This is a genomic window from Chryseobacterium sp. GP-SGM7, assembly GCF_049166575.1.
GTDB lineage: Bacteria > Bacteroidota > Bacteroidia > Flavobacteriales > Weeksellaceae > Chryseobacterium.
In genome coordinates this window covers 103,925-130,729 of record NZ_JBMHFF010000004.1, presented here as the reverse complement: position 1 = coordinate 130,729, position 26,805 = coordinate 103,925, and the positions used below count along the sequence as shown (strand labels likewise).

General features: G+C 33.3%; 26 protein-coding genes. 21 read left to right on the top strand and 5 right to left on the bottom strand.

Annotated features, from left to right (window positions below; translation table 11 throughout):
- Nucleotides 1-56 precede the first annotated feature (56 nt).
- The 15 genes from ACOOWA_RS15470 to ACOOWA_RS15400 all read left to right on the top strand — a co-directional run bounded on the left by ACOOWA_RS15470 (nucleotide 57) and on the right by ACOOWA_RS15400 (nucleotide 16,351).
- Complete coding sequence (locus ACOOWA_RS15470; protein ID WP_421376592.1) at nucleotides 57-1,583, top strand: helicase HerA-like domain-containing protein; 1,527 nt, start codon at nucleotides 57-59, stop codon at nucleotides 1,581-1,583.
- Nucleotides 1,584-1,705: 122 nt separating this feature from the next.
- Nucleotides 1,706-2,929 carry a PolC-type DNA polymerase III gene (locus tag ACOOWA_RS15465; RefSeq protein ID WP_421376591.1) on the top strand — a complete coding sequence of 408 codons (1,224 nt, stop codon included), beginning with the start codon at nucleotides 1,706-1,708 and terminating at the stop codon, nucleotides 2,927-2,929.
- Nucleotides 2,930-3,188: 259 nt separating this feature from the next.
- Entirely contained in the window at nucleotides 3,189-4,388 is a 1,200-nt protein-coding gene (lysA, locus tag ACOOWA_RS15460; protein WP_421376589.1) for a diaminopimelate decarboxylase, read from the top strand.
- A gap of 149 nt (nucleotides 4,389-4,537) precedes the next feature.
- The gene (locus ACOOWA_RS15455; protein WP_421376587.1) at nucleotides 4,538-5,770 is read left to right on the top strand and encodes an MFS transporter; all 1,233 of its coding nucleotides are present in this window, start codon (nucleotides 4,538-4,540) and stop codon (nucleotides 5,768-5,770) included.
- A gap of 69 nt (nucleotides 5,771-5,839) precedes the next feature.
- Nucleotides 5,840-6,322 carry a hypothetical protein gene (locus ACOOWA_RS15450; RefSeq protein ID WP_421376585.1) on the top strand — a complete coding sequence of 161 codons (483 nt, stop codon included), beginning with the start codon at nucleotides 5,840-5,842 and terminating at the stop codon, nucleotides 6,320-6,322.
- 2 nt (nucleotides 6,323-6,324) lie between these two features.
- Nucleotides 6,325-6,738, top strand: coding sequence for an energy transducer TonB (locus tag ACOOWA_RS15445; protein ID WP_421376584.1), 414 nt, complete (start codon nucleotides 6,325-6,327; stop codon nucleotides 6,736-6,738).
- Between the two features lie 101 nt (nucleotides 6,739-6,839).
- Complete coding sequence (locus ACOOWA_RS15440; RefSeq protein ID WP_421376582.1) at nucleotides 6,840-7,586, top strand: energy transducer TonB; 747 nt, start codon at nucleotides 6,840-6,842, stop codon at nucleotides 7,584-7,586.
- 36 nt (nucleotides 7,587-7,622) lie between these two features.
- Nucleotides 7,623-8,321 (top strand): hypothetical protein, encoded by a 699-nt coding sequence (locus ACOOWA_RS15435; protein WP_421376580.1) that lies wholly within the window; start codon nucleotides 7,623-7,625, stop codon nucleotides 8,319-8,321.
- 146 nt (nucleotides 8,322-8,467) lie between these two features.
- The gene (gene miaB / locus ACOOWA_RS15430) at nucleotides 8,468-9,907 is read left to right on the top strand and encodes a tRNA (N6-isopentenyl adenosine(37)-C2)-methylthiotransferase MiaB (protein WP_421376579.1); all 1,440 of its coding nucleotides are present in this window, start codon (nucleotides 8,468-8,470) and stop codon (nucleotides 9,905-9,907) included.
- Between the two features lie 154 nt (nucleotides 9,908-10,061).
- Nucleotides 10,062-11,159 (top strand): PDDEXK nuclease domain-containing protein, encoded by a 1,098-nt coding sequence (locus ACOOWA_RS15425; RefSeq protein ID WP_421376578.1) that lies wholly within the window; start codon nucleotides 10,062-10,064, stop codon nucleotides 11,157-11,159.
- Between the two features lie 6 nt (nucleotides 11,160-11,165).
- Nucleotides 11,166-11,591: a hypothetical protein gene (locus ACOOWA_RS15420; RefSeq protein WP_421376577.1), complete on the top strand. Its 426-nt coding sequence runs from the start codon at nucleotides 11,166-11,168 to the stop codon at nucleotides 11,589-11,591.
- A gap of 82 nt (nucleotides 11,592-11,673) precedes the next feature.
- Nucleotides 11,674-12,966, top strand: coding sequence for a sigma-54 interaction domain-containing protein (locus tag ACOOWA_RS15415; RefSeq protein WP_421376575.1), 1,293 nt, complete (start codon nucleotides 11,674-11,676; stop codon nucleotides 12,964-12,966).
- An 11-nt stretch (nucleotides 12,967-12,977) separates the two neighbouring features.
- Nucleotides 12,978-13,685, top strand: a complete 708-nt coding sequence (locus tag ACOOWA_RS15410; RefSeq protein ID WP_421376573.1) for a hypothetical protein — start codon at nucleotides 12,978-12,980, stop codon at nucleotides 13,683-13,685.
- A 19-nt stretch (nucleotides 13,686-13,704) separates the two neighbouring features.
- Nucleotides 13,705-14,226 carry an LptE family protein gene (locus tag ACOOWA_RS15405; RefSeq protein WP_421376571.1) on the top strand — a complete coding sequence of 174 codons (522 nt, stop codon included), beginning with the start codon at nucleotides 13,705-13,707 and terminating at the stop codon, nucleotides 14,224-14,226.
- 4 nt (nucleotides 14,227-14,230) lie between these two features.
- Nucleotides 14,231-16,351: a hypothetical protein gene (locus tag ACOOWA_RS15400; RefSeq protein WP_421376569.1), complete on the top strand. Its 2,121-nt coding sequence runs from the start codon at nucleotides 14,231-14,233 to the stop codon at nucleotides 16,349-16,351.
- Between the two features lie 40 nt (nucleotides 16,352-16,391).
- Here ACOOWA_RS15400 and ACOOWA_RS15395 read toward each other — a convergent pair whose 3' ends face one another.
- The 4 genes from ACOOWA_RS15395 to ACOOWA_RS15380 form a co-directional block, all read right to left on the bottom strand.
- A complete protein-coding gene (locus ACOOWA_RS15395) occupies nucleotides 16,392-17,000 on the bottom strand; it encodes a DUF4126 domain-containing protein (protein ID WP_421376567.1) in 609 nt (202 codons plus the stop codon).
- A 174-nt stretch (nucleotides 17,001-17,174) separates the two neighbouring features.
- Complete coding sequence (rnpA, locus tag ACOOWA_RS15390; RefSeq protein ID WP_421376566.1) at nucleotides 17,175-17,564, bottom strand: ribonuclease P protein component; 390 nt, start codon at nucleotides 17,562-17,564, stop codon at nucleotides 17,175-17,177.
- Nucleotides 17,564-18,289, bottom strand: a complete 726-nt coding sequence (locus tag ACOOWA_RS15385) for a tRNA threonylcarbamoyladenosine dehydratase (protein ID WP_421376565.1) — start codon at nucleotides 18,287-18,289, stop codon at nucleotides 17,564-17,566. The genes rnpA and ACOOWA_RS15385 overlap by 1 nt, the downstream gene beginning before the upstream one ends.
- Complete coding sequence (locus tag ACOOWA_RS15380; protein WP_421376564.1) at nucleotides 18,282-18,908, bottom strand: TatD family hydrolase; 627 nt, start codon at nucleotides 18,906-18,908, stop codon at nucleotides 18,282-18,284. Before ACOOWA_RS15380 ends, ACOOWA_RS15385 begins: the two co-directional genes overlap by 8 nt.
- Nucleotides 18,909-19,001: 93 nt before the next feature.
- Between ACOOWA_RS15380 and ACOOWA_RS15375 the strand changes: the two genes are divergently transcribed.
- The 6 genes from ACOOWA_RS15375 (at nucleotide 19,002) to ACOOWA_RS15350 (ending at nucleotide 25,078) form a co-directional block, all read left to right on the top strand.
- Entirely contained in the window at nucleotides 19,002-19,631 is a 630-nt protein-coding gene (locus ACOOWA_RS15375; RefSeq protein WP_421376563.1) for a TetR/AcrR family transcriptional regulator, read from the top strand.
- A 97-nt stretch (nucleotides 19,632-19,728) separates the two neighbouring features.
- The gene (locus ACOOWA_RS15370; RefSeq protein WP_421376561.1) at nucleotides 19,729-20,724 is read left to right on the top strand and encodes an outer membrane protein assembly factor BamD; all 996 of its coding nucleotides are present in this window, start codon (nucleotides 19,729-19,731) and stop codon (nucleotides 20,722-20,724) included.
- 41 nt (nucleotides 20,725-20,765) lie between these two features.
- Complete coding sequence (locus ACOOWA_RS15365; RefSeq protein ID WP_421376560.1) at nucleotides 20,766-21,089, top strand: DNA-directed RNA polymerase subunit omega; 324 nt, start codon at nucleotides 20,766-20,768, stop codon at nucleotides 21,087-21,089.
- Between the two features lie 126 nt (nucleotides 21,090-21,215).
- Complete coding sequence (coaBC, locus tag ACOOWA_RS15360) at nucleotides 21,216-22,418, top strand: bifunctional phosphopantothenoylcysteine decarboxylase/phosphopantothenate--cysteine ligase CoaBC (RefSeq protein ID WP_421376559.1); 1,203 nt, start codon at nucleotides 21,216-21,218, stop codon at nucleotides 22,416-22,418.
- 37 nt (nucleotides 22,419-22,455) lie between these two features.
- Nucleotides 22,456-23,355 (top strand): DUF4835 family protein, encoded by a 900-nt coding sequence (locus ACOOWA_RS15355; RefSeq protein WP_421376558.1) that lies wholly within the window; start codon nucleotides 22,456-22,458, stop codon nucleotides 23,353-23,355.
- A 73-nt stretch (nucleotides 23,356-23,428) separates the two neighbouring features.
- A complete protein-coding gene (locus tag ACOOWA_RS15350; RefSeq protein ID WP_421376556.1) occupies nucleotides 23,429-25,078 on the top strand; it encodes a DNA repair protein RecN in 1,650 nt (549 codons plus the stop codon).
- 110 nt (nucleotides 25,079-25,188) lie between these two features.
- Here ACOOWA_RS15350 and ACOOWA_RS15345 read toward each other — a convergent pair whose 3' ends face one another.
- Entirely contained in the window at nucleotides 25,189-26,640 is a 1,452-nt protein-coding gene (locus ACOOWA_RS15345) for an ATP-binding protein (protein ID WP_421376555.1), read from the bottom strand.
- Nucleotides 26,641-26,805 lie beyond the last annotated feature (165 nt).

Below are 26,805 nucleotides of genomic sequence, written 5' to 3'. Positions count from 1 at the left end.
AAACTAAACCTTATATCTTACAAAAAATTTTATCTTTAAGAGTTAAAAAAAATCAAATGACAGATAAAACAAAATTTATTGAAGAGCTGAATTCAAGATATACTCCAAAAGGTGAACATATTATTTTAGGAAAAGGAATGTTGGATGGCGAAGTTGTTACCGAAGTCAATGTTACAATTCCCCTAAAAACCATTAATCGCCACGGTTTAATTGCCGGTGCTACAGGAACAGGAAAAACAAAAACGCTTCAGGTTTTCGCCGAACAGCTTTCCCACAAAGGAATTCCATCACTCGTTTTGGATATCAAAGGAGATTTTTCCGGAATTGCGGCTGCCGGACAAATGAATTCTATCATTGAAGAACGGTATGCTAAAACGCAGCTTCCTTATCATCCTCAAGCTTTTCCTGTAGAATTAATGAGTATTTCCGATGAAAAAGGAATTAAACTACGGGCAACTGTTACAGAATTCGGACCTGTTTTATTGAGTAAAATTTTAGAATTGAATGATACGCAGCAAAGTATCATGTCAATTGTTTTCAAATATTGTGATGACAAAGGTTTGCCTTTAATTGATCTGAATGATCTAAAAAAAGTTCTTCAATACGTTACCGATAATCCGCAAGGAAAAGCAGAATTAGCCGCCAATTATGGCTCGATTGCTCCTGCTTCACTGGGTGCAATTTTACGCTCAATTGTGGCTTTGGAACAACAAGGTGCTTCAGATTTCTTTGGTGAGCTGAGTTTTGACGTTCATGATTTGTTGGAAACTCGAGATGGAAAAGGGGTTGTCAATATTTTAAGAGTTGCAGATATTCAGAATAAACCACAATTATTTTCAACATTTATGCTTTCCCTTTTTGCTGAAATTTATATGACTTTTCCGGAAGAAGGCGACAGTGGAAAACCGAAATTAGTGCTGTTCATCGATGAAGCACATTTAATTTTTGATGAATCTTCGAAAGCTTTAGTTTCACAGATTGAAACGATGGTGAAACTGATTCGTTCTAAAGGGGTAGGAATCTATTTTATTACCCAAATTCCCGGAGATGTTCCCGAAAATGTGCTTTCACAATTAGGTTTAAAAATCCAGCACGCTTTGAGAGGATTTACAGCAAAAGACAAAAAAGAGATCTCTAAAGCCGTTGAAAATTACCCGACTACGGAATTTTACAATGCTTCAGAATTAATTCAGAATCTGGGAATTGGTGAAGCTTTCGTGACGGCTCTGGATGAAAAAGGGATTCCTACGCCATTGGTTCATACCTATTTAATTTCTCCGGAATCAAGAATGGATGTTTTAAATGATGCTGAAATTTCAGATTTAACCTCAAAATCAACATTGGTTTCGAAATATGAAAAAACTATCGACAGCGAATCGGCTTACGAAATTTTAGTGAAAAGAATGGAACAGGCAGTCGAAAATTCAGCACCGACGCAAAAAACAAAACCGGTAAAAGAAGAGCCCGGAATGTTTGAGCAGGTTTTAAACAGTCGACAGGGAAAAACTTTTACGAATACTTTATTGCGTGAAGGAGCTAAAGCTATTTTGGGAATGTTGGGTTTGGGCGGAAGAAGAAGATAAATAGAATGGGGTAGTTTTTGGATTCTTTAATCTAATTTCATTATTTTAGCAGAATTGCCTTTTAGTAAAATCATTTGTCGAAAGGTTTGGTTTTTGATTATAGAAGTTTAAGCGAGAATATAATGTATTCAATTATAGATATAGAAAGCAATGGTGCAGGTTTCAGGAAAGAATGCATTATAGATATTGCCATTTTTAAGTTTGATGGTCATAAAATTGTCGACCAGTTTATTTCGCTGGTAAATCCGGAAAGTGATATTACTCCTTTTGTACAAAAATTGACTAATATTAGTCCGAAAATGGTAAAAACAGCTCCGAAATTCCATGAATTGGCAAAAAGAGTGGTTGAAATTACAGAAGGAACTACTTTGGTAGGGCACAATATTGATTTTGATTACAGAATGCTTCGCCAATCATTTAGTCGTCTTGGTTATGATTTTAAAATCAATACTTTAGATACAATTCCTTTAGCTAAAAAACTGATTCCGGACGAGGTAAGTTATTCTTTACAAAAATTAGTTAAATCTTTAGGAATTCCTTTGGTGAATGCTCATCGTGCAGAAGGTGATGCAAGGGCAACTTTGGAATTATTTAAACTCTTAGTTTCAAAAGATACCGAAAACGAGATTATCCAAAAGCAGCATGATGAAACGAATGCTAAAACTTATATCAATAAAATCAAGCTGTTAACGCAGGATTTGCCCAGTGATCGAGGGTTTGTTTACTTTCAGGATGGAAATGGAAAAATTATTTTTTCTGATCACGCTCAGGATATTAATAAATTTTCAAAAAAGATTTTCAATTCCAAAACGAAAAAATGGGAACAAATTCAGAAGGATGTTGAGCAGATTCATTTTGAACTGACCGGAAATGATATTATCGCAAAACTAATTCAGAATTCTAAAAATATCAGAAAAAAAGATATTTTAGCTTACGGATTGTATTTTAGAAACAATCATTATCTGGTTGAAAAAACAAAACTAAATAAGGTTGATAAGCCGATCCTCAAATTCAAATCTTATACTCAGGGAGCAAAAGCGATTAATTTTTTAGCTTCACAACCGGAATTTGAGTTTGCCGAAGTTCTCCAGAATAAAATTGAATTTAAAAAGAGAAACGAACTTTGGCTGGGTTCAGGCAGGAAATTAGGAGAAAAAATGTTTATCATAATTGAAAACGGGAAAGTGGTTTCTTATGGTTTTTATGAACTTTTTACCCAGATTCAGACTTTAAGCAAAATATCAAAATTAAAGATTGACACCTGTTATCAGTCTGCAGATTTAATTAATGACCTTCAGATCGCTTTACTAAGAGGCGATTTTGAAACTTTACCTTTGCCAAAATAAGCAGAAATTAAAATACAAGATACATTTAATGTAGAGGAAAATGATTTTCAATTTCAATTTCTCAAAATAAATAGTACTTTTGCAAAAGAATAAAAAATAGCAATGCAAAATTTTAAACATAAACAAACCGGAAAAAAGGGAGCTGTAAAGTTTTCAAAGGTTTGGAATACCTAAAAGAGTTGTATTGCATAAAAAATAATTGTAATGGCAGACTCTTTCTATAAAGAATCTGCCTTTTTTTATGTAAAATTTAGAAAATATGAACCCAAAAGAATTATTAAAGATTGCCAATGAATTTGGCACGCCGGTGTATGTTTACGATGCAGAATCCATCAAAATTCAATACGAAAAACTTACATCTTCTTTTTTAAAACACACCAAGTTTTTTTATGCCGCAAAGGCATTGACCAATATCAACATCTTAAAATATGTCAAAAACCTTGGTGCATCTTTGGATTGCGTATCGATAAATGAAGTAAAATTAGGGCTAAAAGCAGGTTTCCCGAAAGAAAAAATCCTGTTCACACCCAACTGTGTAGATTTGGCTGAAATTGAGGAAGCGATGACTTTTGGTGTTCACATCAACATCGACAATATCTCGATTCTTGAGCAGTTTGGGAACAAATACGGAAATTCTTATCCGATTTTAGTCAGAATCAATCCGCACATTTTTGCAGGCGGAAATTACAAAATTTCTACAGGTCACATCGATTCAAAATTTGGTATTTCTATTCACCAGGTTCGTCATATTGAAAGAGTGATGAAATCAACCAATCTCAATGTGGAAGGACTTCACATGCATACCGGAAGCGAAATTAAAGATCCTGATGTTTTTCTTCAGGCTTTAGATATTATGCTGGAATTATCCGAACATTTCCCGAATTTAAAATATCTTGACATGGGAAGTGGTTTCAAAATCCCTTACCAAGACAGCGAGGAAGAAACCGATGTGAAAACTTTAGGAAAAAAAGTAGAAAAAGTAATCGCAGAATTTTCAAAATCAACCGGAAAGAAATTTGAGCTTTGGTTTGAGCCCGGGAAATTTTTAGTTGGAAAAAGCGGTTATTTAATTGTGAAAGCCAATGTTATTAAACAAACTACGGCAACAGTTTTTGTTGGTGTAAATTCAGGTTTTAACCATTTAATTCGTCCGATGTTTTACGATTCTTACCATCAGATTGAAAATTTATCAAATCCAAAAGGTGCGGAAAGAATTTATACTGTTGTTGGAAATATTTGTGAGACAGATACTTTTGCTTGGGACAGAAAATTAAATGAAGTGAGAGAAGGCGATATTTTAGCTTTCCACAATGCGGGAGCTTACGGTTTTGAGATGAGTTCAAATTTTAATTCAAGGTTAAAACCAGCCGAAGTTCTTTTCTTAGATGGAAAGGCTCATTTGATCAGAAAAAGAGATGAGTTTGAAGATTTGCTGAGAAATCAGATTGAAGTAATTTAAATAATACAGCTCCACAAGAAATTGTGGAGTTTTTTATGCTTAAAATTTAATGCTTCATTTTGAATCTTTATTATTCATTATCTTTGAAAAATTAATATTTTGTAGCAGAAAATCTGTTTCGATTTATTTTAAATTTATTTTTTTCTTGCATGATGAGTGATTCTTTGAAGAAGTTTTATGTAATTGCCTGGGTTTTCGGGCTTGTTTTTTATTTTCTGGATTATGTGATCAGGTCTGCTCCGGCGGTGATGCTGCCACAACTTTCAAATCATTTTAATACCAATAATTTAGATTTGATCTGGATGATCGGAACGTATTATTATACTTATTCTACTTGCAGCTTGTTGGCAGGGATTGCTCTAGACAAATTCGGTGGCAAAAAATCCCTTTTTGCAGGAACTCTTATTTTAGGAATCGGAGCTTTATTATTTTTGATTTCCAGTCAGTTTACAGGGATTTCAGGAAGACTTTTGCAGGGCGCGGGTTGTGCTTTTGCTTTTCCGGGCTGTGTTTATCTGGCGAGCAAAGGTTTTTCATCTAAATCTTTGGCAACAGCAATTGGTTTCACACAATGTATCGGAATGTTGGGCGGAGCTTCAGGTCAATTTTTAGTTGGTCCGTGGGTAGATTCAGGAATGGAAGTCAATACTTTTTGGCTTTGGTCGGGTGTTTTTACAGTAATTACAGCATTCGCTCTTTACTTTGTGACTCCAAAAGAAAATTCAGAAAAAGTAGAGGGTAATAATTCTAAGAAAGTAGGTTATTTTGAAACCTATAAAGTTGTTTTTAAAAATCCTCAATCCTGGCTTTGTGGCTTAATATCGGGATTGCTTTTTGCACCAACGACTATTTTTGCAATGACTTGGGCAGTGGCATTTTTTGAAAAAGATAAGCAATTTGCTTTTCATGATGCGGCAATTACAAGCGGAATGGTTGCGTTTGGCTGGGTTTTCGGCTGTCCGTTATTAGGATTTATTACCGATAAATTAGGTCGCAGAAAACCGGTTTTAATTGGCGGAGCGGTTTTAATGATTTTAAGTTTACTGCAATTAATTTTCATTCCGGAATTATTTCCTGCAAAAATCAGCATGTTTGTTTTGGGAATTGGTTCTGGCGCGGCGATGATTCCGTATTCAGTCATCAAAGAAACCAATCCGGATTATGTGAAAGGAAGTTCTACAGGAGCAATTAATTTTATCACTTTTGGAGTAACTACATTATTGAGTCCTGTTTTTAGTAGCTTTTTCGGTAAAAGTTTAGGTAATGTTGCTTCAGGAAATTTACATTTTCAAAATTCAATTTTATTTTGGATTGGCGGAATTGTTCTGGCAATATTAATTTCATTAATGCTGAAAGAAACTGGGAGAAAAGTTTTAAATTAAAACGAAATTTTTTTGAACAGGATCAACTTTTTTTGGCTTGATTTTTAGTGTACTTCAAAAAAGAATTTTATGAAAACACTCACCTTATTTATAGCACTTTTCACTGTAAATTTTGCTTTCGCTCAGGATCTTGAAGACAGAGATGATTCTTTCATCGTTGAAAATAATAAAAATCTTATAAAAATCGACATTAAAGAACCGTTTATGCAGGTTGCCATTAAAGGTTGTAATGATTTTCAGGCAGCAAGTTTCGAGGGCGGAGCTACCGCTTACAGAGAGATTTTGAGAAAATATATGTACACTTACCTGAATTCTGATTTTTACACTTTAACCGGTGAATTTACATTTACTTTAACGATTGATGCAATGGGTAAAGTTGTTGATGTAGCGGGAGATCCCAAAGTTTTGAACAGTGAAGTTTTCTTTGATGATATGCAATATGTCGTAAGAAGAATCAAAAAAAACTGGAAACCCGCAATGTGTAACGGACAACCCGTAAAATCTGAGATGAAATTAAAAATGAATTTCTCATCTTTGTCGGCAGATATGTAAACATGAAAAACTATTTTTTTATACTCTTTTTACTGATAGGGTTTAAGGGTTTTGCGCAGGAGACCAAGGTAAGTTCTGCAATCTTATCAAATAATGAAACGGCTGAATTTCCGGGAGGAGACTCGGCTTTCAGTAAAGAATTTTTAAAGATGATTCACGGGTATATTGATTTGAATAAATATGCAGTGAACGGACTGTTCACTTTTGTTTTTGATGTAAATGCCGAGGGAAAGATAGAAAATTTAAATGTTTTGCCTAAAGTAAAAAACAGCGAATTGTTTATAGAAGACATGGATTTTGCGATCAAAAAAGTAAAAAAGAAATGGAGGCCGGCAATGCACGATGGAAAGCCCGTTATTTCTAAAAAAGTAATAAAAATAAATTTTACTTCAGATCATTTTGATGATGGAGATTAGTCTACATTAATTCTCATTAAAATACACCAATAAATGATTTAATTCCTTTATTTTCGCCGTTGCAATATTGTAACGGCTTTGTTGTTTATTGAACTTATACCATGACGAAATATCTTTTCTTTTTATCTGCATTTTTTTATACATTTATCTTCTCACAAAATTTTTATGAAGATCAATATGTGTATCCTAAAAATCAGTTTCCATACATTGGAGGTGAATCACAGTTTTATAAAGATTTTCATCAAATTTTGATGTCGAAGAACCTGAAACCATGTGAAAATAAAGATGAAATATACAATCTTAAAGTTATCATTGCAACAGATTCATCAATAAAATATCTGAAAGATGATTCTAATAAAGAAATGGCTGAAAACAACAAGTGTACCTATGATTTGGGATTAGAAGTTGTATCTTATATGAATAAATGGAAACCGGCAGTTGTGGATGGTGAAAAAAAACAGTCAATTGCTCATTTTTATATTATTCCTAATGATCTGTTTGAGAATTATAAAGAAGGCTATATTCCACAAGGGAATGCTGCAAATTTCGGAGGTTCGACGGGCGGTGTTAATGCTTTTCGGCAGGAAGTTGTGAAAAGAGTTGACTTAAGAGGTTACCAATGGGATAAACCATTTAAAATGTTGATTACTTTCGTTGTAAACAGAGAAGGCGAAATGGAAGACTTTCAAGTGGTACAATCTTCAGGATTGCCTGAGTTTGACCAAAGAGTTCTAAACGGTATCAAAAGTATTAAAGGAAAAAAGCACAAATGGACTCCCGCAAAAATCAATGGGCAGCCTGTAAAATATAGATTCAGATTACCTTTGATTTTTAGCGCTACTCAGTAATTTTGTGTATTGATTTTAATTTGAAAAATAAATAAGATGAAAAAATGTTTGTTGTTTTTTATAGTGTCATTAGTTTTTAATATACTATCCGCACAAGAAAAATTCGTAGATAAATATCCTCGTAGTTTAGATTTTTATGAAGGGGGTTCATTACAATTTTACAAAGATTTAAATGATATTTTTATTAAAAATAAATTCAAGCGATGTAATAACAGAGAGTCTGAAATGTTTGTGGCAAAAATTGAGATTGTAAATGATGTAGCTAAAATAAATAATAATGATGTTAAAGATGATTGTCCGACTCAATTATTTATAAATGGTCTTACTGAAATAAATAAACTGAAGAAATGGAAATCTTTGCCAAATTCACAAAATAAATTTACCATTGAATTTTACCCAATAGATTATTTTGAAAATTTCAAAAATGACTATACTCCGGAAGGTCTTGCTAAAGAAGCTGAGTTTCCTGGTGGGATGGATGCTTTTAGAAATCAGTTAATGAATAATATTAAAAAGCAGAATATTAAAAATGTAAATCTCCAGATTATAATTAGATTTAAAATAAATAATGAAGGAGTTCTAAATAATATTGTGATAGAAAAACCGAGAGATTTAGATGAGGTTGTGAAAAGAAAGATTATTGATGCTGTGGAGCAAATTAATACAAAATGGAAACCTTTTATCTTTAGAGACACTCCTGTTATATCTAGTTACAGAATCCCTATAAGCTTATAAATTTTATTAAAATGAAGCTCTGCCAATCTGTCACAATATTTTGTATCTTTGCCAACTGAATTGATTTGAAAATTTGATGTTAGAAATTTGAAATTGCACAGCAGTTTAAGTCTCAACCACAAATATCAAATCTCAAATTTGAAAACGTGCAGGAAAAATATATAGACGAAACAAAACAGGGAGAAGCTTTTGCCATAGCAGAAAAGAAAGGAAATTCTAAAAAACTTTTTTTAGAGAGTTACGGCTGTCAAATGAACTTCTCAGATTCTGAAATCGTTGCGTCAATTCTTAACGAACAAGGTTATAATACCACTTTAAAAGTTGAAGAGGCAGATTTAATTCTTCTTAATACCTGTTCAATTCGTGAAAAAGCTGAGCAAACCGTGAGAATGCGTCTTGCCCAGTTTAAAAATCTAAAAAAAGAACGTCCAAATATGACAGTTGGAGTTTTGGGTTGTATGGCTGAACGACTGAAAACCAAGTTTTTAGAAGAAGAACAATTGGTTGATTTGGTTGTCGGTCCGGATGCATACAGGGATTTACCAAACCTTTTAAAAGAAACTGAAGACGGAAGAGATGCAATTAACGTAATTCTTTCAAAAGAAGAAACTTACGCAGATATTAATCCTGTCCGTTTAGGCGGAAATGGTGTTACAGCATTTGTTACCATTACAAGAGGTTGCGATAATATGTGTACATTCTGCGTCGTTCCTTTTACAAGAGGGCGTGAGAGAAGCCGTGATCCGCATTCAATCATTGAAGAATGTAAGAGTTTGTGGGAAAATGGCTACAAAGAAATTACTTTGCTGGGACAAAACGTAGATTCTTATCTTTGGTACGGAGGCGGCCCTAAAAAAGATTTTGCCAAAGCATCCGAAATGCAGAAAGCTACCGCAACTAACTTTTCTCAATTACTAGATACTGTTGCAAAAGCAGTTCCTCAAATGAGAATCAGATTCTCAACTTCCAATCCACAGGATATGGATCTGGAGGTTTTCAGAATGATTGCAAAGCACGATAATATCTGCAATTATGTGCATTTACCGGTTCAAAGCGGAAGCAATAAAATGCTGGAAGCCATGAACCGACAGCACACCCGTGAAGAATATTTAGAATTAATCAGAAAAGCGAAAGAAATCGTTCCTGATATTTCGTTTTCACAAGATATGATTATCGGTTTTTGCAACGAAACTGAAGAAGATCACCAAGATACTTTAAGCCTGATGAGAGAAGTAGAATTCGATTACGGTTATATGTTCTCTTATTCTGAAAGACCGGGAACGCCGGCTCATAAGAAGATGGAAGACAATATTCCTGCTGATGTGAAGCAAAGACGTTTGGCAGAAGTTATTGCTTTACAAGGCGAACTTTCAAGAAAAAGAATGCAGGGTTATGTTGGAAGAGTACATGAAGTTTTAATTGAAGGAATTTCAAAGAAAAATAAAAACCAGTGGAAAGGAAGAAATTCTCAGAATGCGGTTTGTGTTTTCGATATGCAGGAAGGCCAGAAATTAGGTGACATTGTGAACGTTTTTGTGTTTAATAATACGCAGGGCACACTTTTAGGAGAAACTGTGAAAAATTAATTTTTTATGGCAGCTTTATCCGCCCTCCGTTCCCGCTTTTTTGCTCGTCGTTCCTCCTCGCAAAAAGAGCTCCACTCAGGTCGGGCTGCGAGCGATTCGGTGTTATAAAAAATTTTAATAAAAAATAAAAATAAGCCTCTTTCAACCATAAAAAATGAAAGATTTGCAAAATACACAGCTTCTAAACAACATTTCTGCATTACTCGATAGTGCCAGAAAGAAAGTTGCTGCCGTTGTAAATCAAACCATGGTTCTTACCTATTTCGAAATAGGCAGAATGATTGTAGAGGACGAACAAAAAGGTGAAAACCGGGCAGAGTATGGAAAAGCCGTTTTACAGGAATTGTCTTTACATTTAACTGATCGGTTTGGTAAAGGTTTTTCCGAAACAAATCTCAAACAAATGAGGCAATTTTTCCTGTCTTACTCAATTCGTCAGACATTGTCTGACGAATCTAAAATGCCATTTTCCGCATCACTGTCTCGGAATTCTCAAAACTCAATGGGACAGACAGTGTCTGACCTTTTTGAAAATCCACAGACAGCGTCTGTTAAACTCAATCTTTCTTGGTCGCACTATCTTAAATTAATGAGAATTAAAGACGTCAAAGAAAGAAGCTTCTACGAAATTGAAAGTTTCAAAAATAACTGGAGCTTAAGAGAATTGCAAAGACAATATGATTCTGCATTGTATACAAGATTGTCATTAAGTAAAAATAAGGAAGAAATAATTCAGCTTTCAGAAAAAGGACAGATTGTAGAAAAACCTAAAGATCTTATAAAAGATCCTTATGTTTTAGAATTTCTTGGCTTGTCTGAAAAACCAAATTATTCTGAAAATGACCTCGAAACCGAATTGATTGATAAGTTAGAACATTTTTTATTGGAATTAGGCACAGGTTTTACATTCGTTGCCAGACAAAATCGTATTACTTTTGACGATAAACATTTTAAAATAGACTTAGTTTTCTACAACAGAATCTTAAAATGTTTTGTTTTAATCGACTTGAAAATTGGCGAATTAAAACATCAGGATATTGGTCAAATGCAGATGTATGTTAATTACTATGACAGAGAAAAACGTCTTGAAGAAGAAAATAAAACCATAGGAATTATTCTTTGTCAGGATAAAAGTGAAGCTTTGGTACAATATACTTTGCCGGAAGATAACGAGCAGGTTTTTGCGAGTAAATATCTTACCGTCTTACCAAGCAAAGAAGATTTTATTAAAATCTTAGAAGAAAATCAATAACAAACGATGGATAAATTTCAAAAATATTGCCTCAGCGTTTTATTGGTTATCATCAGTAGCAATATTTCGGCGCAGCTAAGCAATGGTACTCTCAAAAGTGCAGACTGCAAACAACTGTATGAAATTTACAATCAGTTTTTACATTCGAAAGATTGTACTGCGTTAGAAAGAATAGTTTTAAACGGAAATTCTAAATGCAAACTTTCAATCAATGATAAAAAGAATGCAGTTGATGTTTTAGAGAATATTTTAGGTCACAAAAATCAAAATGTTCTATATCGTAAATTCGAAAATAGATTTTCCGCACAAGAAAAGCATCATCAGCTTTTGATTAATTTTTTAAATAAAAATAAATTATTTGCTGAGATTTTAGACTTAGAAATTAAGGTCTCAAAGATTAGAAATAAAGATTATCTGGATGCAGTTGGTTAAAATTTAATCAAATTATTTCAAACTAATTAATCGTTTTATACAGAAATGTAAACGAAATTTTTAATCTTTTAAATCTAAAAAAATGGCAGAATTACAATCTATAAAAGCTCGCTTCGGCATCATCGGAAATTTTCCGGCTTTAAACCGAGCTTTAGAAAAATCTATTCAAGTAGCACCTACCGATATTTCCGTTTTGGTCATCGGAGAAAGTGGTGTTGGTAAAGAATTTATCCCAAAAATTATTCATTCAGAATCTAAAAGAAAACATCAACCTTATATCGTTGTAAACTGTGGAGCAATTCCGGAAGGAACGATTGATTCGGAGCTTTTTGGTCACGAAAAAGGAGCTTTTACAGGAGCTACAGCAACCAGAAAAGGATATTTTGAAGTTGCCGATGGCGGAACAATTTTCTTAGATGAGGTTGGTGAATTACCAGTTCAAACGCAGGTTCGTTTGTTGAGAGTTTTAGAAAGCGGTGAATTTATGAAAGTGGGTTCTTCGCAGGTTCAGAAGACCAATGTAAGAATTGTTGCGGCAACGAACGTGAATATGATGAAAGCGATTCAGGACGGAAGGTTCCGTGAAGATTTGTATTACCGTCTGAATACCGTTCAAATCGATATGCCCGCTTTACGGGAAAGAAAAGGTGATATTCATTTGTTATTCAGAAAATTTGCGATCGATTTTGCCGAAAAATACAGAATGCCTGAATTAGAGCTTGATTCCAGTGCAGTCAGTTATATCGAAAGTTACGCTTTTCCGGGAAATGTGCGTCAGTTGAGAAATTTGGTTGAGCAAATGACCGTGGTAGAACGTGAGCGAAATATCACGGTTGCAAAATTGGCAGAATATATTCCAATGGATGCACATTTGCCAATGGTGGTGAATAATACTCCGAATAATCAAAAGCAGACCGATTTTGGGAACGAAAGAGAAATTATGTACAAAATTCTCTTCGATATGCGTAATGATATAAATGATTTAAAATCCTTAACTTCGGAACTCATAAAGAATCGTGGAACTGCAGATCTGAGTAATCAGGAGAAAAATTTGATCAACAGAATTTATACTCCTGAAACACAGCAGGCTACAAATGCCAATTCTTTGTTGTATTTTGAGAATCATAGCAACAATAATCAGAATATTCAGAATCCGACGATCGTATCAAATTCAAATGATTCTTACGAAGATTTTGAAGACATCGAAGTGGAAGAACATACTCCGGAATCATTATCTCTTCAGAATAATGAAAAGGATTTAATTATCAAAGCACTAGAAAAGCATAACGGCAGAAGAAACAGAGCAGCAGACGAATTGGGAATTTCACAGAGAACTTTATACAGGAAAATAAAACAATATAACTTAGAAGAATAATATACTAAATCATGAATGTAAATTTAACACCTAAACCAATCAACTTTAAATTTGGCGAGTACATCAACAAAGGCTTCGAGCTTATGAAAAAAGACTTTGGAGGCGTTTTCGTCGGCTTTTTAATAACTTTTCTGATGTCGATTATCCCATTTTGCGGACTTTTAGCAATGGGTAATTTCTACAAGTATTTGCGAAAACTTAGCAAAAATCAAAATCCAACTGCGGGAGAAATTTTTGATTTTAAAGATTTCATGCCTTATTTTATTTTGCAGTTGATCATCATTGGAGGTGTGTTTGTTCTGTACATTCCATTCATTTTCTTCGGAGGATTGGCTGCACTAACTGCTGATGGAAATGGAGAATCAAACCCAATGTTTGCGATTCTTATGTTTCCATATATGTTCGTAATGCTTTTTGCAATGTATTACTTCTTATTAAAAGGATTTTATATTGCACCATTAATTAGTTTTAAAGGTGTTACAGACATCAAAACAGCATGGAATATTTCTAAAGTGATGACTAAGGGAAATCTTTTAAACATTTTCTTATTCTCATTTGTAGCAAGTCTCTTGTCGCAAATTGGTATTATTGCTTGTGGAATCGGTCTTTTCCTTACATTACCATTTATGTATACTGCAAACTATTTTGCTTTCGAAGATGCTATTCAACAAATTGAATACGACGAAATCACCGAAATTGGTATCAAAGAAAAATATTAAGATTAAAATATAATTTAAAATGAATCAGCTTAAAAATCTTTTACTTTTAATAGTATCTGTAGGGTTTCTCAATTCTTGTTACAGCTTTACAGGATCGTCGCTTACCGACGAAAAAACTGTGCAGATCAATGAGTTTCCCAATAATTCTGCGTTGGTAAATCCTACTTTATCACAGCAATTTTCTACAGATATCCAAAACAGATTTTTACAGCGTACCACTTTGAAGGGAACAAAATCAAATCCTGATATTCTGATTGAAGGTGAAATCACAGATTATACAATTTCTCCGACTACGATTACTTCAACAACACAGCAAACTTCTGCAGGAACGATTCAGGAATCTCAGAATAAACTGACAATCACGGTGAAAGTGCGTTACGAAAACAAATTACATCCGGAACTGAATTTTGATAAAAATTTCTCTGATGAGGCGGTTTTCAATTCAAGTCTTTCGCAGGATCAGATTGAAACGTCACAGGTGAAAATTGCAACAGACAGAATTATCAACAAAATATTTAACGACATTGTAGCGAACTGGTAATATCATGAATACTAGAGTTTTAGAATTATTAAAAAATCCGAAAAATATACAGTCAGAAGATCTCCATCTTTTGAAAGAGGAAATTAATTCTTTCCCTTATATTCAAAATATCCGTGCGCTGCATTTATATGGAGTTCATCTTTTTGATAAAGAAAATTATCAGAAAGAGCTTTCTGCCACTGCAGCTTATACGACAGATAAAAAGATTCTTTATCATTTAATTAATGGTAAAACTCAGCAGATAAAAACTGAAAAAAGTGTTGAAGAAAATTCTGTTATTGAAGAAAAGACAGAAAAGATTTCAATAGAAAAAACAGAAGAACCAAAAGTTTCAATTGTTGAAAATTTAGCTCCAAAACATGATTATGAAGCTGTTTCTGAATCATTAATTTCACCAAAACCTGAGATTAAAAATATTTTTGTAAACGGAGAACGCAACAGGATTTTATTTGAAGGTGAAGAAAACTTCCTTGAAGAGGTAAATAATGAAACTATTGATCTTGAGTCTACTTTAGAATCGGGGATAATTGTTACTCAAAAACCAATTTCATCGCAAGGAGAAGATATTTCTGAAAAAGAAGAAATCAAATTTGAAAATCAAACTGATTTTGTCGCAGCACCGTCAGAAACAATTATCAATGAAGATAAAATTGATTCTGAAAAAGTAGAAGAAAAGGTTAACAATGAATCTGAAATAAGTTTTCAAAAAATCGAAGCATTTACACCTCAAACAGAAGTTGATGAAGAGAAGCCGGTTGAAAATGCAACTGTTTTAGAATTCGGAAAAACTGAAGAAATTTCTGAAAATTTAAATATCGAAACGGTTATCAGTGAAGATAATATTAATTCAGATAAAATTGAAGAAAAAATTAATGACGATTCTGAATTAAGTTTTATCAAAATAGAATCTTTCAAGCCTGAAACTGAAATTTTAGAAGAAGAAAATACGATTGAATCATCAGAATCAGAAGTAGTTTCAGAAGTTTTGAACACTGAAACAATTATTGAAGAAGATAAAATTGATTCTGAAAATGTTGCTGAAAAGATAAATAATGATGCAGAATTAAGTTTCCACGGAACCGATTCTTTCCTTCCTGAAATAAAAATTGAAGCCAATACATCTGAGCAAAAAGCTGTTGCTGAAATTCCGAAAACTAATATCAACAAACATGAAGACGAAATGCGCCGTCTGATTGAAGAAGTTGAGAAAAAGATGAAGACTCAGAAAAAAGTGGCTGAAGAAAAACCTGAGATTCAGGATGAAGTAAACAGAGAGATCAGCTTTGCTGAAACCCAGGAATTTCATGTCGGTGAAGAGCAAAAAGCAGCTGAAGAAACAGTAGTAAAAATTGCTGAATCAATTGTTGAAGAACAATTAGAAAAAGGAAATTCTGATAAAAAGGTGAAAGATGAGAAAGAAGAAATGAATTCAGCTTGGAAGCCAATGAGCCTTGAATCTCATCCTCTAGATTCTTTTAGCAGAAAAATTGAAGTTAAATCTGAAGAGGTTTTAAAAACTAAAGATGCCAAAGATACTTCTGAAGAAAATGTTTTAGAAGAAAAGAATTCAGAAATTGTTGATGAAGCTGAAAATATTGAAGAAAATCTGGAAACTGAAGAAACTTCAACAGAAAAAAATAATGTTCCTGTGATGAATGTTTCATTCTTTGGAAATGATATTTCAAGTTTGCCGATTAAAAAGCAAGAGGAAAAAGAACAGCCTGTTGAAAAAATTCAGAAACCTATTTTAAGTACAGAATCTAAAATTCTGGACGACAGTAACGTTCCCGGATTCATCAATACTTGGCAAAGCTGGCTGAAAATCGACAGAACCGAAGAGGTTGAAAAGATTAAAACTGAGAATAAGAATAAAGTCATTGAATCATTTATTGAAAACAACCCAAAAATAAGTCAGTTAAAAGATGAGGTGAGTTTTGTAGTAAAAGAGAAAACAGACGATATTTCGCACTTAATGACTGAGACATTGGCTAATCTTTATATCGAGCAAAAATTATATACAAAAGCAATCAACGCATTCCAGGTTTTGGTTAAAAAACATCCTGAAAGAAAAGAATATTTTGAAAATAAAATTCAGGAGATTAAAGATAATCGGGGAAAAAATTAAGAAAAATATAAACGGCAGAATTTCAAAGTTCTGCCGTTTTTTATACATTATTTGAAGTTTCTTTTCGTTTCTTTAGCTTTTTTAAAGCTTTTCTTCCTAAAATGACGATTATAATTATTGTTGCAATTGCCAAAAACGCTGCAATTACCGGAACAATCATTGCTAAGATTGCCATAATTCCTGCTCCTGCAGTTTCTGTTGTTCCAACGACTGAATTTCCCAATCCTCCCGTTGTTGCTGTTGAAGCCGCCCGAATTCCTGCGAATCCCGAGCTGATTGTGGCTGCAGTTCCTCCTCCTGCAATCAAAGCCAATCCCCATTGCGAAAATGTACCCAGATCTGCAAACTGACTTGCAAAAAGTAAAGAACCGGCAATTGTCGCCATGGGAACGGAGACTGTGTCTAGAAAATTATCGATAACAGGAATATAATATGCCAGTATTTCTGCAACCGTCGCAATTCCGGTTGTAATTAACGCAGGAAGGCCGGAAAGCCAGTCGAAGCTTTCATGCGTTGGAATCCATTGAAAATAAGATGCTAAACTCACCGCAAACATCGGTAAGAAAACTCTGAAACCTGTCGCAGCGGCTAATCCGATGCCAATAAATGCACTCAGAATATATGGGAGATAGGGAATGTGATCAAGCATTTTGATTCGTCAGTTGTTTTCTTAAAGCTACAAAAAATATCAATATATAAGGCAGATTAAACTTTGGAAAATGATTTTGCTCCACAGGAACAAAATCTTTGTGGAAAAAATAATAGCCAAAGAAAATTGCGCTCCGGAGGAGCGCAACAATTATTTATAAATCTAAAAATTTATCTAAACTGACTGTGATTTTTTTTGAGATTGAGACTGACATAATTTAATAAATTCCGCCTCAACATCCTGAAACTTTTCCGGAAGTTCATTAGAAACCCAAAATAACATGGCAATAGTTTTATCTCCAAAACTTTCTCTAAAAAGATCTTTATTTAAACGGTAACATTCTCGTAAAAGCCTTTTAACACGATTTCTATACACTGCTTTTTTGAAATATCTCTTTGAAACCGAAACTCCTAATTTTACATTTTCAGCAGGTAAATCGGCATAATTTTTAAGAATGATGATTCGCAAATTTCCAGAGCTTCTCCATTTACCTTTTGCGAAAAGTAAAGTGATCTCAGTATCTTTTTTGAGTTTTTCCTGTTTTGGATATTTAAAATCAGACATTAATCGTTTTTCACTAGATGATTGATAACTTCCGCAGCAGCATACAACCCAAAAATGGCAGGTAAAAAGCTGATCGTTCCGTAAAAAGATTTTTTATAGTTGCTTCCGTCGGTCATTTTTAAACTGTCTTCATCCTGGATTTCATCAGAAAACACGCAACGAATTCCCTTGTCAATTTTCACCTCTTTAAGTCTTTTTCTGATTTGTCTTGCCAAATGGCAGTGTTGGGTTTTGCTGATGTCACGAACTAAAACTTTGGAAGGGTCAGATTTTCCTCCGGCTCCCATTGAGCTTACAATTTTTATTTTTCTGCGTTTCGCTGCGATAATCAGTGCCAATTTTGGCGTAACACTGTCAATACAGTCTAAAACATAATCGAAATTTCCGCTGTTAAGAATTGTTTCCATCCTCTCAGGGTTCAAAAATTCATTAATTTTTGTAAGATTCAGATTCGGATTAATATCTAAAAGCCTTTCTGCAACCACTTCTACTTTACGTTTTCCTACTGTGGAATGCAATGCGGGAAGCTGTCTGTTAATATTGGTAGTATCTACGGTGTCACCATCAACGATAGTCATGTTTCCTATTCCGGCTCTGGCTAAAAATTCTGCTGCGAAAGAACCGACTCCACCCAATCCCACAACTAAAACCGTTGCTTTATTCAACTTTTCTAAACCTTCTTCTTTGATGAGAAGCTCTGTTCTTTCCAACCAGTATTTATCCATTTTTTATCGTTTCTAAATTTTCTACAATTTGTTTGTTGAGATTTTCTAAAGAAATTTCTTTTAATTCTGAAACTTTTAAATATAATTCTTCAATATTAAAATCTTCATTATCTGTTTCTAAAAATATTTTATGTAAAGGAATTATCTTTAAAACATTCTGCAAAGATAGATTATACAAAACGGGTTTCCCAAAACTCAAATAAAAATTATTTTTGAGCAAATCGTCGGCAATGCTTTGTTTTTTATTAAATCCGTGAATAACCATCGCCTGATTTGCATATTTCCTAAATGAAACCACTTCGTAAAACTTCCTCACACAATGAATGATCAAAGGTTTTTTCAAGTCATTTGATCGTTCAATTTGCTTTCTAAAGACATTTTCCTGAGTTTTCTGATCTACCGAAATCAATCCATCCAAACCGCACTCTCCAATAGCGAAACAGTTTTCTGTGAGATTAGAATTTAACCAATTAAATTGATTTTCAATGTTTTGTGTCTGAATATCTTGCGGATGAATTCCAATTGAATACAAATGTTGAGGCGGAGTTTTCCCATACTCCAGATTGTAAATTCCCAGTTCTTTATTTTCTTTATGATGATGAAAATCAAAAAAATCCATATTCAAAAATACTATAATTAAGCAAGATTTAAAATAATTAAACATCAGTTTATAGATCTGTTTAAAATTGCTAACTTTACTGAAAACGTAATTATGGGAAAGAAATTCTCTGAGAAGCAAATTCATATTCTTGATATTGCCGAAGAACTTATCGCCAGAAAAGGGTATGAAGGAACATCTGTAAGAGATATTTGTACAAAAGCTAACATTAATGTGGCAATGATTTCTTATTATTTCGGGTCTAAGGAAAAGATGATGTCTTATCTTTATCAGTACCGGGTTTTGAAAACGAGAGAGAATTTTTCGGAATTTGCAGACACTATTAAAGACGGCAGACCGGAAATGCAGATGAAAGAAATGATTAAATATATTGTCAGTCAGCTTTTCAGATACAATTATTTTCATGGTTTTGTGACTCAGGAACTTCGCCACACAGAAAATTTAAAAGATGAGCTTTTAGATTTTTATCAGCTTTTCGTAAGAAAATTAGATGAAGTTATTAAAAAAGGGGTTACTACGGGAGTTTTTACTTTCACTCCAAAACCTGAAGATATTTTGACAACGATTATCGGTTCTACTTTATTTGTCATCAGAAATAAAAACTTCTATGAATTGTATGTTCCTCATAAAGATGATGAAACATACAGCAAGGAAGCTGAAAAAAAGGTGAGAATGAATCTCTTAATGAATGTTTTTGCAGTTTTGGGTTACGCAGCTGACTAATTTTACGTTAAATAATCATAAAAAAAAAACTTTTAGCAAAAAAGTTATATTTTTGCAAATTAATAGGTCGGTAAACCCGAGAACTGTTACATTTTATATGAAAAAGTATATTTTAGGTATTTTCGCTATTGCTGTTTTGGCAGCGTGCAAGAGTCAGCAGGAAAAAGCATTGAGAAGTGCAGACAAAACCTTTATTCTTAAAGCTGCAAACGAAAATTTTGCTAAAAAGAAGTGGAAAAATGCTTTGGCACTTTACGACAGACTTCCCAATTTGGTTGCGGGTACAGATGATGCTCCGAACGTAGTTTTTAATTCTGCGTATGCCAATTACTATGATAAAAATTACAGATTAGCTGGAAATCAGTTTAAAAATTTCTCAGTAAGTTTTCCTCAGGACAGCAGAAAAGAAGAAGCTGCTTATATGTCTGCATTGTGCTACTACAACGGCTCTATGGATTATAACTTAGATCAGTCGAGTACAGAATTGGCAATTAATGAGCTTCAGGAATTTTTAAATAATTACCCGACTTCTGAAAGATCAAAAAATATCAGTACATTAATTGATGAACTTTCTTATAAACTGGAGTTCAAAGCCTACGAAAATGCTAAGCAGTATTATAAAATGGCAGATTACAAAGCTACATCTACCGCTTTTGAAAATGTTTTAGATGATTTTCCAAGTACTAAGCTTCGTCCGAAGATCTATGATTATATGATGAAAGCCCGCTATTCTCTTGCTATGGGATCTACTTATGAGCTGAAAGATGAGCGTATAGAAAGTGCTTTGGCATTTACAAGACAGGTTGAAAAAGAGCTTCCGGATACAGAATATTCTAAAACAGCTTTAGATTTAAGACAAAAACTGGAAAAAGAAAAGAAAGATTTTGTTATCGTTAAAAAGCAAAACGAAGAGCGAATTGCATTGTTTACTGCAAAACAGAAAAAGATTGCAGATAGGCTTGCAGAGCAGAATAAAACAGAGCAGCATATCAAAGATCAAATCTCAAACGAGAAGCAGGCAATGCAAATGCAAAGAGATAGTGCGGCGTTGCAAACTCCTCCTCCTGCGGCGACTTTCAAAATCCAAAGATAATTCGTAAATTTGCCAACTTATAAATAATTAATTTTCTCAAAATGAGCGTAAAAGATACAAAAGCAGAAGTAAATACTATTACTTACGATAAAGACAAGATTGAAGACAAGGTAGGTTCAATCTATGAAGCTATTGTAATCATGGGGAAAAGAGCAGAGCAGATCAATGCAGAAATCCGTACTGAATTACACAATAAATTAGACGAATTTGCTGTTCATAACTCTACTTTGGAAGAAGTTTTTGAAAACAGAGAGCAGATCGAAATTTCAAAACATTACGAAAAACTTCCAAAACCAACATCTATCGCGATCCAGGAATGGCTGGATGATGATGTTTACTTCAGAAAAACTGAAGACAGAAAATAAAAACAATTTGATTTTTATAAAATCTAAGGTCATAGAAGATTCGGTTCTTTTATGACCTTTGCTGTTTGATATATACAGATAGATTTAATAAAAAAATAAGTAAATTAGTGCTTTAAAAAAATCTACATGAGTATTTCCGGGAAAAAGATTCTCATTGCCGTTTCTGGTGGAATAGCTGCGTATAAAATTCATTTCCTTATCAGGGATTTGGTGAAAAAAGGGGCAGAAGTTCAGGTGATTATGTCTCCTGATGCGGAACATTTTGTAACGAAACTGAGTATTTCCACATTATCAAAAAATCCCGTATACACTGAATTTTACAGCGACAACGGAACCTGGAACAGCCACGTAGAAATGGCTCTTTGGGCAGATGTAATGATTGTTGCACCTTGTACGGCAAATACTTTGGCGAAGATGATTCACGGGATTTGTGATAATCTGTTGATTGCAACGTATATGTCTGCAAAATGTCCTGTTTTCATAGCTCCGGCAATGGATCTGGATATGTATCAACATCCCTCGACCAAGAATAATTTGAAGGTTGCAGAAGAATTCGGTCATACTGTAATTCCTGCCGAAAATGGTGAATTAGCGAGTGGTTTGATCGGACAGGGAAGAATGGCAGAACCGGAAACGATTGTTAAAACTGTTGAAGAGTTTTTTAATTCAGATCAAAAAAAATCATTAGAAGGGAAGACGGTTTTAATTACGGCGGGTCCAACTTATGAAGCGATTGACCCCGTTCGTTTTATTGGAAATCATTCATCCGGGAAAATGGGTTTTTCATTAGCGGAAGAAGCGGCAAAAAGAGGTGCGAGAGTGATTCTGATTTCAGGACCGAGTTCTTTAAACGCTGCTCATCAGAATATAGATTTGCATAGAGTTACGTCAGCAAAAGAAATGCTCAACAAAGTTTTTGAATATTACGAGACAGTCGATATTGGAATTGCAAGCGCAGCTGTTGCAGATTATGCTCCGAAAGTGGTAGCTTCAGAAAAAATTAAAAAAAATGAAGATACCTTTTCCATTGAATTAATCAAAAATCCGGATATTCTGAAAACAATGGGCGAGAAAAAAACACATCAGTTTTTGGTAGGTTTTGCTCTGGAAACTCAGAATGAGGAAGAAAATGCAAAAGGAAAACTGGCTAAGAAAAATTTAGATATGATTGTTCTGAATTCACTTCGTGATGAAGGTGCTGGTTTTAAAAACGATACCAACAAAATTAAAATATTTACCAAAACAGAAAAACTGGAATTTGATCTGAAATCAAAAGAAAATGTAGCGAAAGACATTCTCGATTGCATTGAAACTCAACTTTTAAAATAAATGTTATAAATTTCCGTTTTCAATTTTTAATTAGATAATGAAAAAAATAATTATACTCTTCTTTCTCGCAGTATTCAATTTCGGGTTTTCTCAGGAACTTCTCGCTACGGTGCAAATCAACAATCAGCAAGTACAGGGAAGTAATCAGAGTGCTTTTAAAGCTTTGGAAAAAAGTCTCAGAGATTTTATTAATAATACGAGCTGGACAGGAAAAAAACTTCAGAATTTTGAGAAAATCAAGTCAAATTTTGCGATTGTTATAAGCAATCGTGATGGAAATAGATTCACGGCACAGATTGTTGTTCAGGCGGTTCGTCCAGTTTTCAACAGTTCTTATGAATCTCCTTTACTAAATTTAAAAGACAATAGATTTGCTTTTGAATATGCTGAAAATGAGAATCTTATTTTTAATGAAAGACAGTTTTCAGGTAAAAATTTAATCGATGTTATCAGTTTCTATGTATATGTGATTTTGGGTTACGATGCAGACAGCTTTCAGTCGATGGGTGGAAGTCAGTGGTTTTCAAAAGCACAGCAAATTGCTCAGAATTCTCAAAACAGAGGATATGAAGGATGGAATCAGATTAACGAACCAAGAAGCCGTTCAATTTTAATCGGTGAGATTCTTAATCCGAATATGAGCCAGTTGCGTTCTACGATTTATACATATCACAGAGCAGGTTTGGATGGATTATTTAATCAGGACCAGACGCAGTCTAAGAAAATTATTTTTGATGCGATTATGCAGCTGAAAACCTACGAAAACTCTTTCCAGCAAAATTATTTTTTCAATCTTTTTATGGATACAAAAGCAGATGAAATTTTTAATATTTTTAATTCTGGTAATAATGGCTCTATAAATATTAACGATCTTAAGCAACAGATGATTATTTTTTCACCGAAAAACTCAGAATCTAAGTGGAATAAATGGAAGTAAGGAGCATAATTATTAAATTTTCTAACTTCTAAATTTTATATTTGCAGTAACAAACGTAATCTGCTTCTGATCTATGCTTTCAAGAATTTACATTAAAAATTTTGCTCTTATCGATGCGCTCGAAGTGTCTTTAAAGAATGGTTTACAGGTGATTACCGGCGAGACGGGAGCAGGTAAATCTATCATTTTGGGCGCACTGAGATTGATTTTAGGCGAAAGAGCAGATATAAAATCAATTTCTAAAACTGAAGAAAAAAGTATTGTAGAGACAGAATTTGAGCTGAATAATCAGTTTAAAAAATTCTTTATTGAAAATGATCTCGATTACGAGCATCAAACGATTATCAGACGAGAAATTTTACCTTCAGGGAAATCCAGAGCATTTATAAATGATGTTCCGGTGACTTTGGACATTCTGAAAGAACTCACTTCTCAGCTAATTGATATTCATTCTCAATTTGAAACCTCTAATCTTTTCACTTCAGAATATCAGTTTAAAATAATTGACGGACTTTCTGATAATAAAAAATTGATTGATGATTATCAACGTGATTTTTATGAATATCAAAACTTAAAAACTCAGCTTAAAAAATTTCAAACCCAGCTTTCTGAAAATACTAAAGAAAGTGATTATAAGCAATTTCTACTGAGTGAACTGGAAGATTTGAAAATGGATGATGTAAATTATGAAGATTTGCAAAATCAGCTTTCTGTACAGGAAAATGCAGGAATGATCTCTGAAAATTTAGCTCAGCTTTTATCGAGATTTCATCAGGAAGAAATCGGAATATTTTCATTTTTTAATGAAGCGAAATCTAAACTTTCTAAAATTGCCGAAGTTTCAACCAATTTTTCTGAACTTAATGCAAGACTGGAAGGTTCTTTTGTCGAATTAAAAGATATTATTTCTGAACTGGAAGATGAATCTGAGAAAATAGAAATGAATCCTGAAACGTTGGCTCAGCTTTCAGAGTTTAACAATAAAATAAATACGCTTTTCCTTAAACATAATGTTTCAGAAATTGAAGCCTTAAGGAAAATCAGAGATCAGCTTTCGGGTGAACAAAAAGGAACGGCAGAAATTGAAGTTTACATTACGGAAATTATCGAAAATATTTCTAAAAAAGAAAAATCGCTTGAGTCTTTAAGTCAGAAACTTTCAAAAAACAGAAAGAAAAGTATTCCTGTTTTCATTAAAAAAGCAGAAGATCTGCTTAAAAAACTCGGACTTGAAAAAGCGAAAGTTGATATTGAAATTAAAGATTCGTCAGAATACAATCAATTTGGGAAAGAAAATATTCAATTGTTGTTTCAGGCAAACTCAGGGTTTCCTTTAAAACCTATTCAGACTGCAATTTCGGGCGGAGAAAGATCCAGAGTGATGCTTGCTGTTAAAAAAATTATCGCAGAAAGTGACGAACTTCCAACGCTTATTTTAGACGAAATCGATACCGGAGTTTCCGGGAAAGTTGCCGAAGAAATTGGAAATCTGATGCGTGAAATGTCTGAAGGTATGCAGCTGATCGTTATTTCTCATTTGGCACAAGTTGCTGCAAAAGGAAATGACAATTACAAAGTATTAAAACAAGATGTAGCAGGAAAAACCCAGTCGACTATTATTCCTCTCAGTGAAGAAGAAAAACTAAATGAAATTGCGCAGCTACTTTCAGGAAGTAAAATTACTGAAGCTGCTTTAACGCAGGCGAAAGAATTGATCGGTTGATTTAATACTTACTTACTAAATTAGGGATATTCAAATGAAATAAGTAAGTTGTTGAGAATCAGTCGGATTCATGTTTTTTTTGTTATTTGGGATATTCAAATGAAATAAAACTAAGCCCAATATGGAATATATGAAGCGAATTTTTTTGAAGCACTATCAGGATCGTTAGGTTTTATTAGTCCACTTTCAATTGTTTCAGCAATAATTTTGGAAGCAAAGGAAACGTTATTTTTGGATATATTAAATCTTTTTCTTACGGATTGATTATTTACGGCTTGGTTGTTAATATAATTAAGGCAAGTATGTTGGTAACAAGCTCTTATTCTATCTTCTGAACTCATTTTTGTCAATGGAGTTGGAGCATATATTATAACCCTCGTATAGTCATCCCCTTTTATAAATTTTGGAGCAGGTAATTGAAATATCTCAATAGCATTAATAGCTCTATCAACTCCACTACCCCTTTCTTCACAAATATTTAATCTTCTCATAAGAGATGCTAACTTTTCATTTCTAGATTTGGGAGCTGTGTCGATGAAACGATTAATATCTACTAAGGGAACTCCTGGATTAGTTATTTCAAGTCTGTCTTCAAATATTTCAATCATAATTCCTGTACCAGAAATAGTCAAATCTTGATGTATTAATGCGTTTGCAACAAACTCTCTAATAGCAACATCTGGATACATCTTTACTTTTCGTCTTAATGCATTTTCAATTACTTCGTTTGTTGGCAGTTGATCCATTATATAGTTTACAAGACCTTCAAATCCAGATGCATATCCTTTAATTCCTTCTTGTTCTTTAATAGCATTAATCCTACTTGTTCCTTTGTATATAATTACTCTGATGGCTTTACGTTGTAAGCTTTTAAATTCTCTAAGATCTTTAGAAAAAAGAATAGCTCCTAAATTGAGAATATCCCAATTATTATTCCTATTAGATTTAATCAAATCTTCAATTGCCAAGGTTTGTAATAATCCTTGCTTTGTGTCTGGAAGTCTCTTTTCTTGTAAAGAAAAATAACTATCAAAATCAACGTACTGAATTACTTCATCATCATTGACATCACTCATTGCTATTTGCATCTCGAAATCAATACCTGTCGATACGGCAAGCATATGACGAAATTCTAAATTAGAAATTTTAACAGTTTGTCCAGCACTTCTTTTATAACTTTGAAATATATCTTTACCCCTTAGATAAACAGGTTTTTCAATATGTTCAGGAATATGAATAATTAAAATTGATGCATTTTCAAAATCGATTACAGCATGGTCAATTGATATTGGTTGTGCTAAATTATTTCTAGCAATATTCCCCAATTTTTTTACAATCTCATCAATTTTGGATTTATCTAAACTGTGGGGAATTCCATTGTCATTTACTCCAAAAACGAGATATCCTCCGTTTGGATTATTTGCAAAGGCGGATATATGTTGCGCTATTCTTTCGCTTTTATCGGAAAGATCACTCTTCCAATCTAATTCATTAAGTTCTTGTGGAACAGGTTTAAGACTACGTATTAATGTTTGTTTAGCAGTTTCTATCCAATTACTCATAAATAAATTAGTTTAATCAAATTTAAAAAAAATAGATTTGAACTACAATATATATAATAAAGGGTATTTTTTTTATTCTCACAACTTTTCTTATTTTTGAGAAAATCCTTCACAATGAATTTTAAACCAATATTATTAACCGCTGGAGTTTTGTTTTCAGCAACT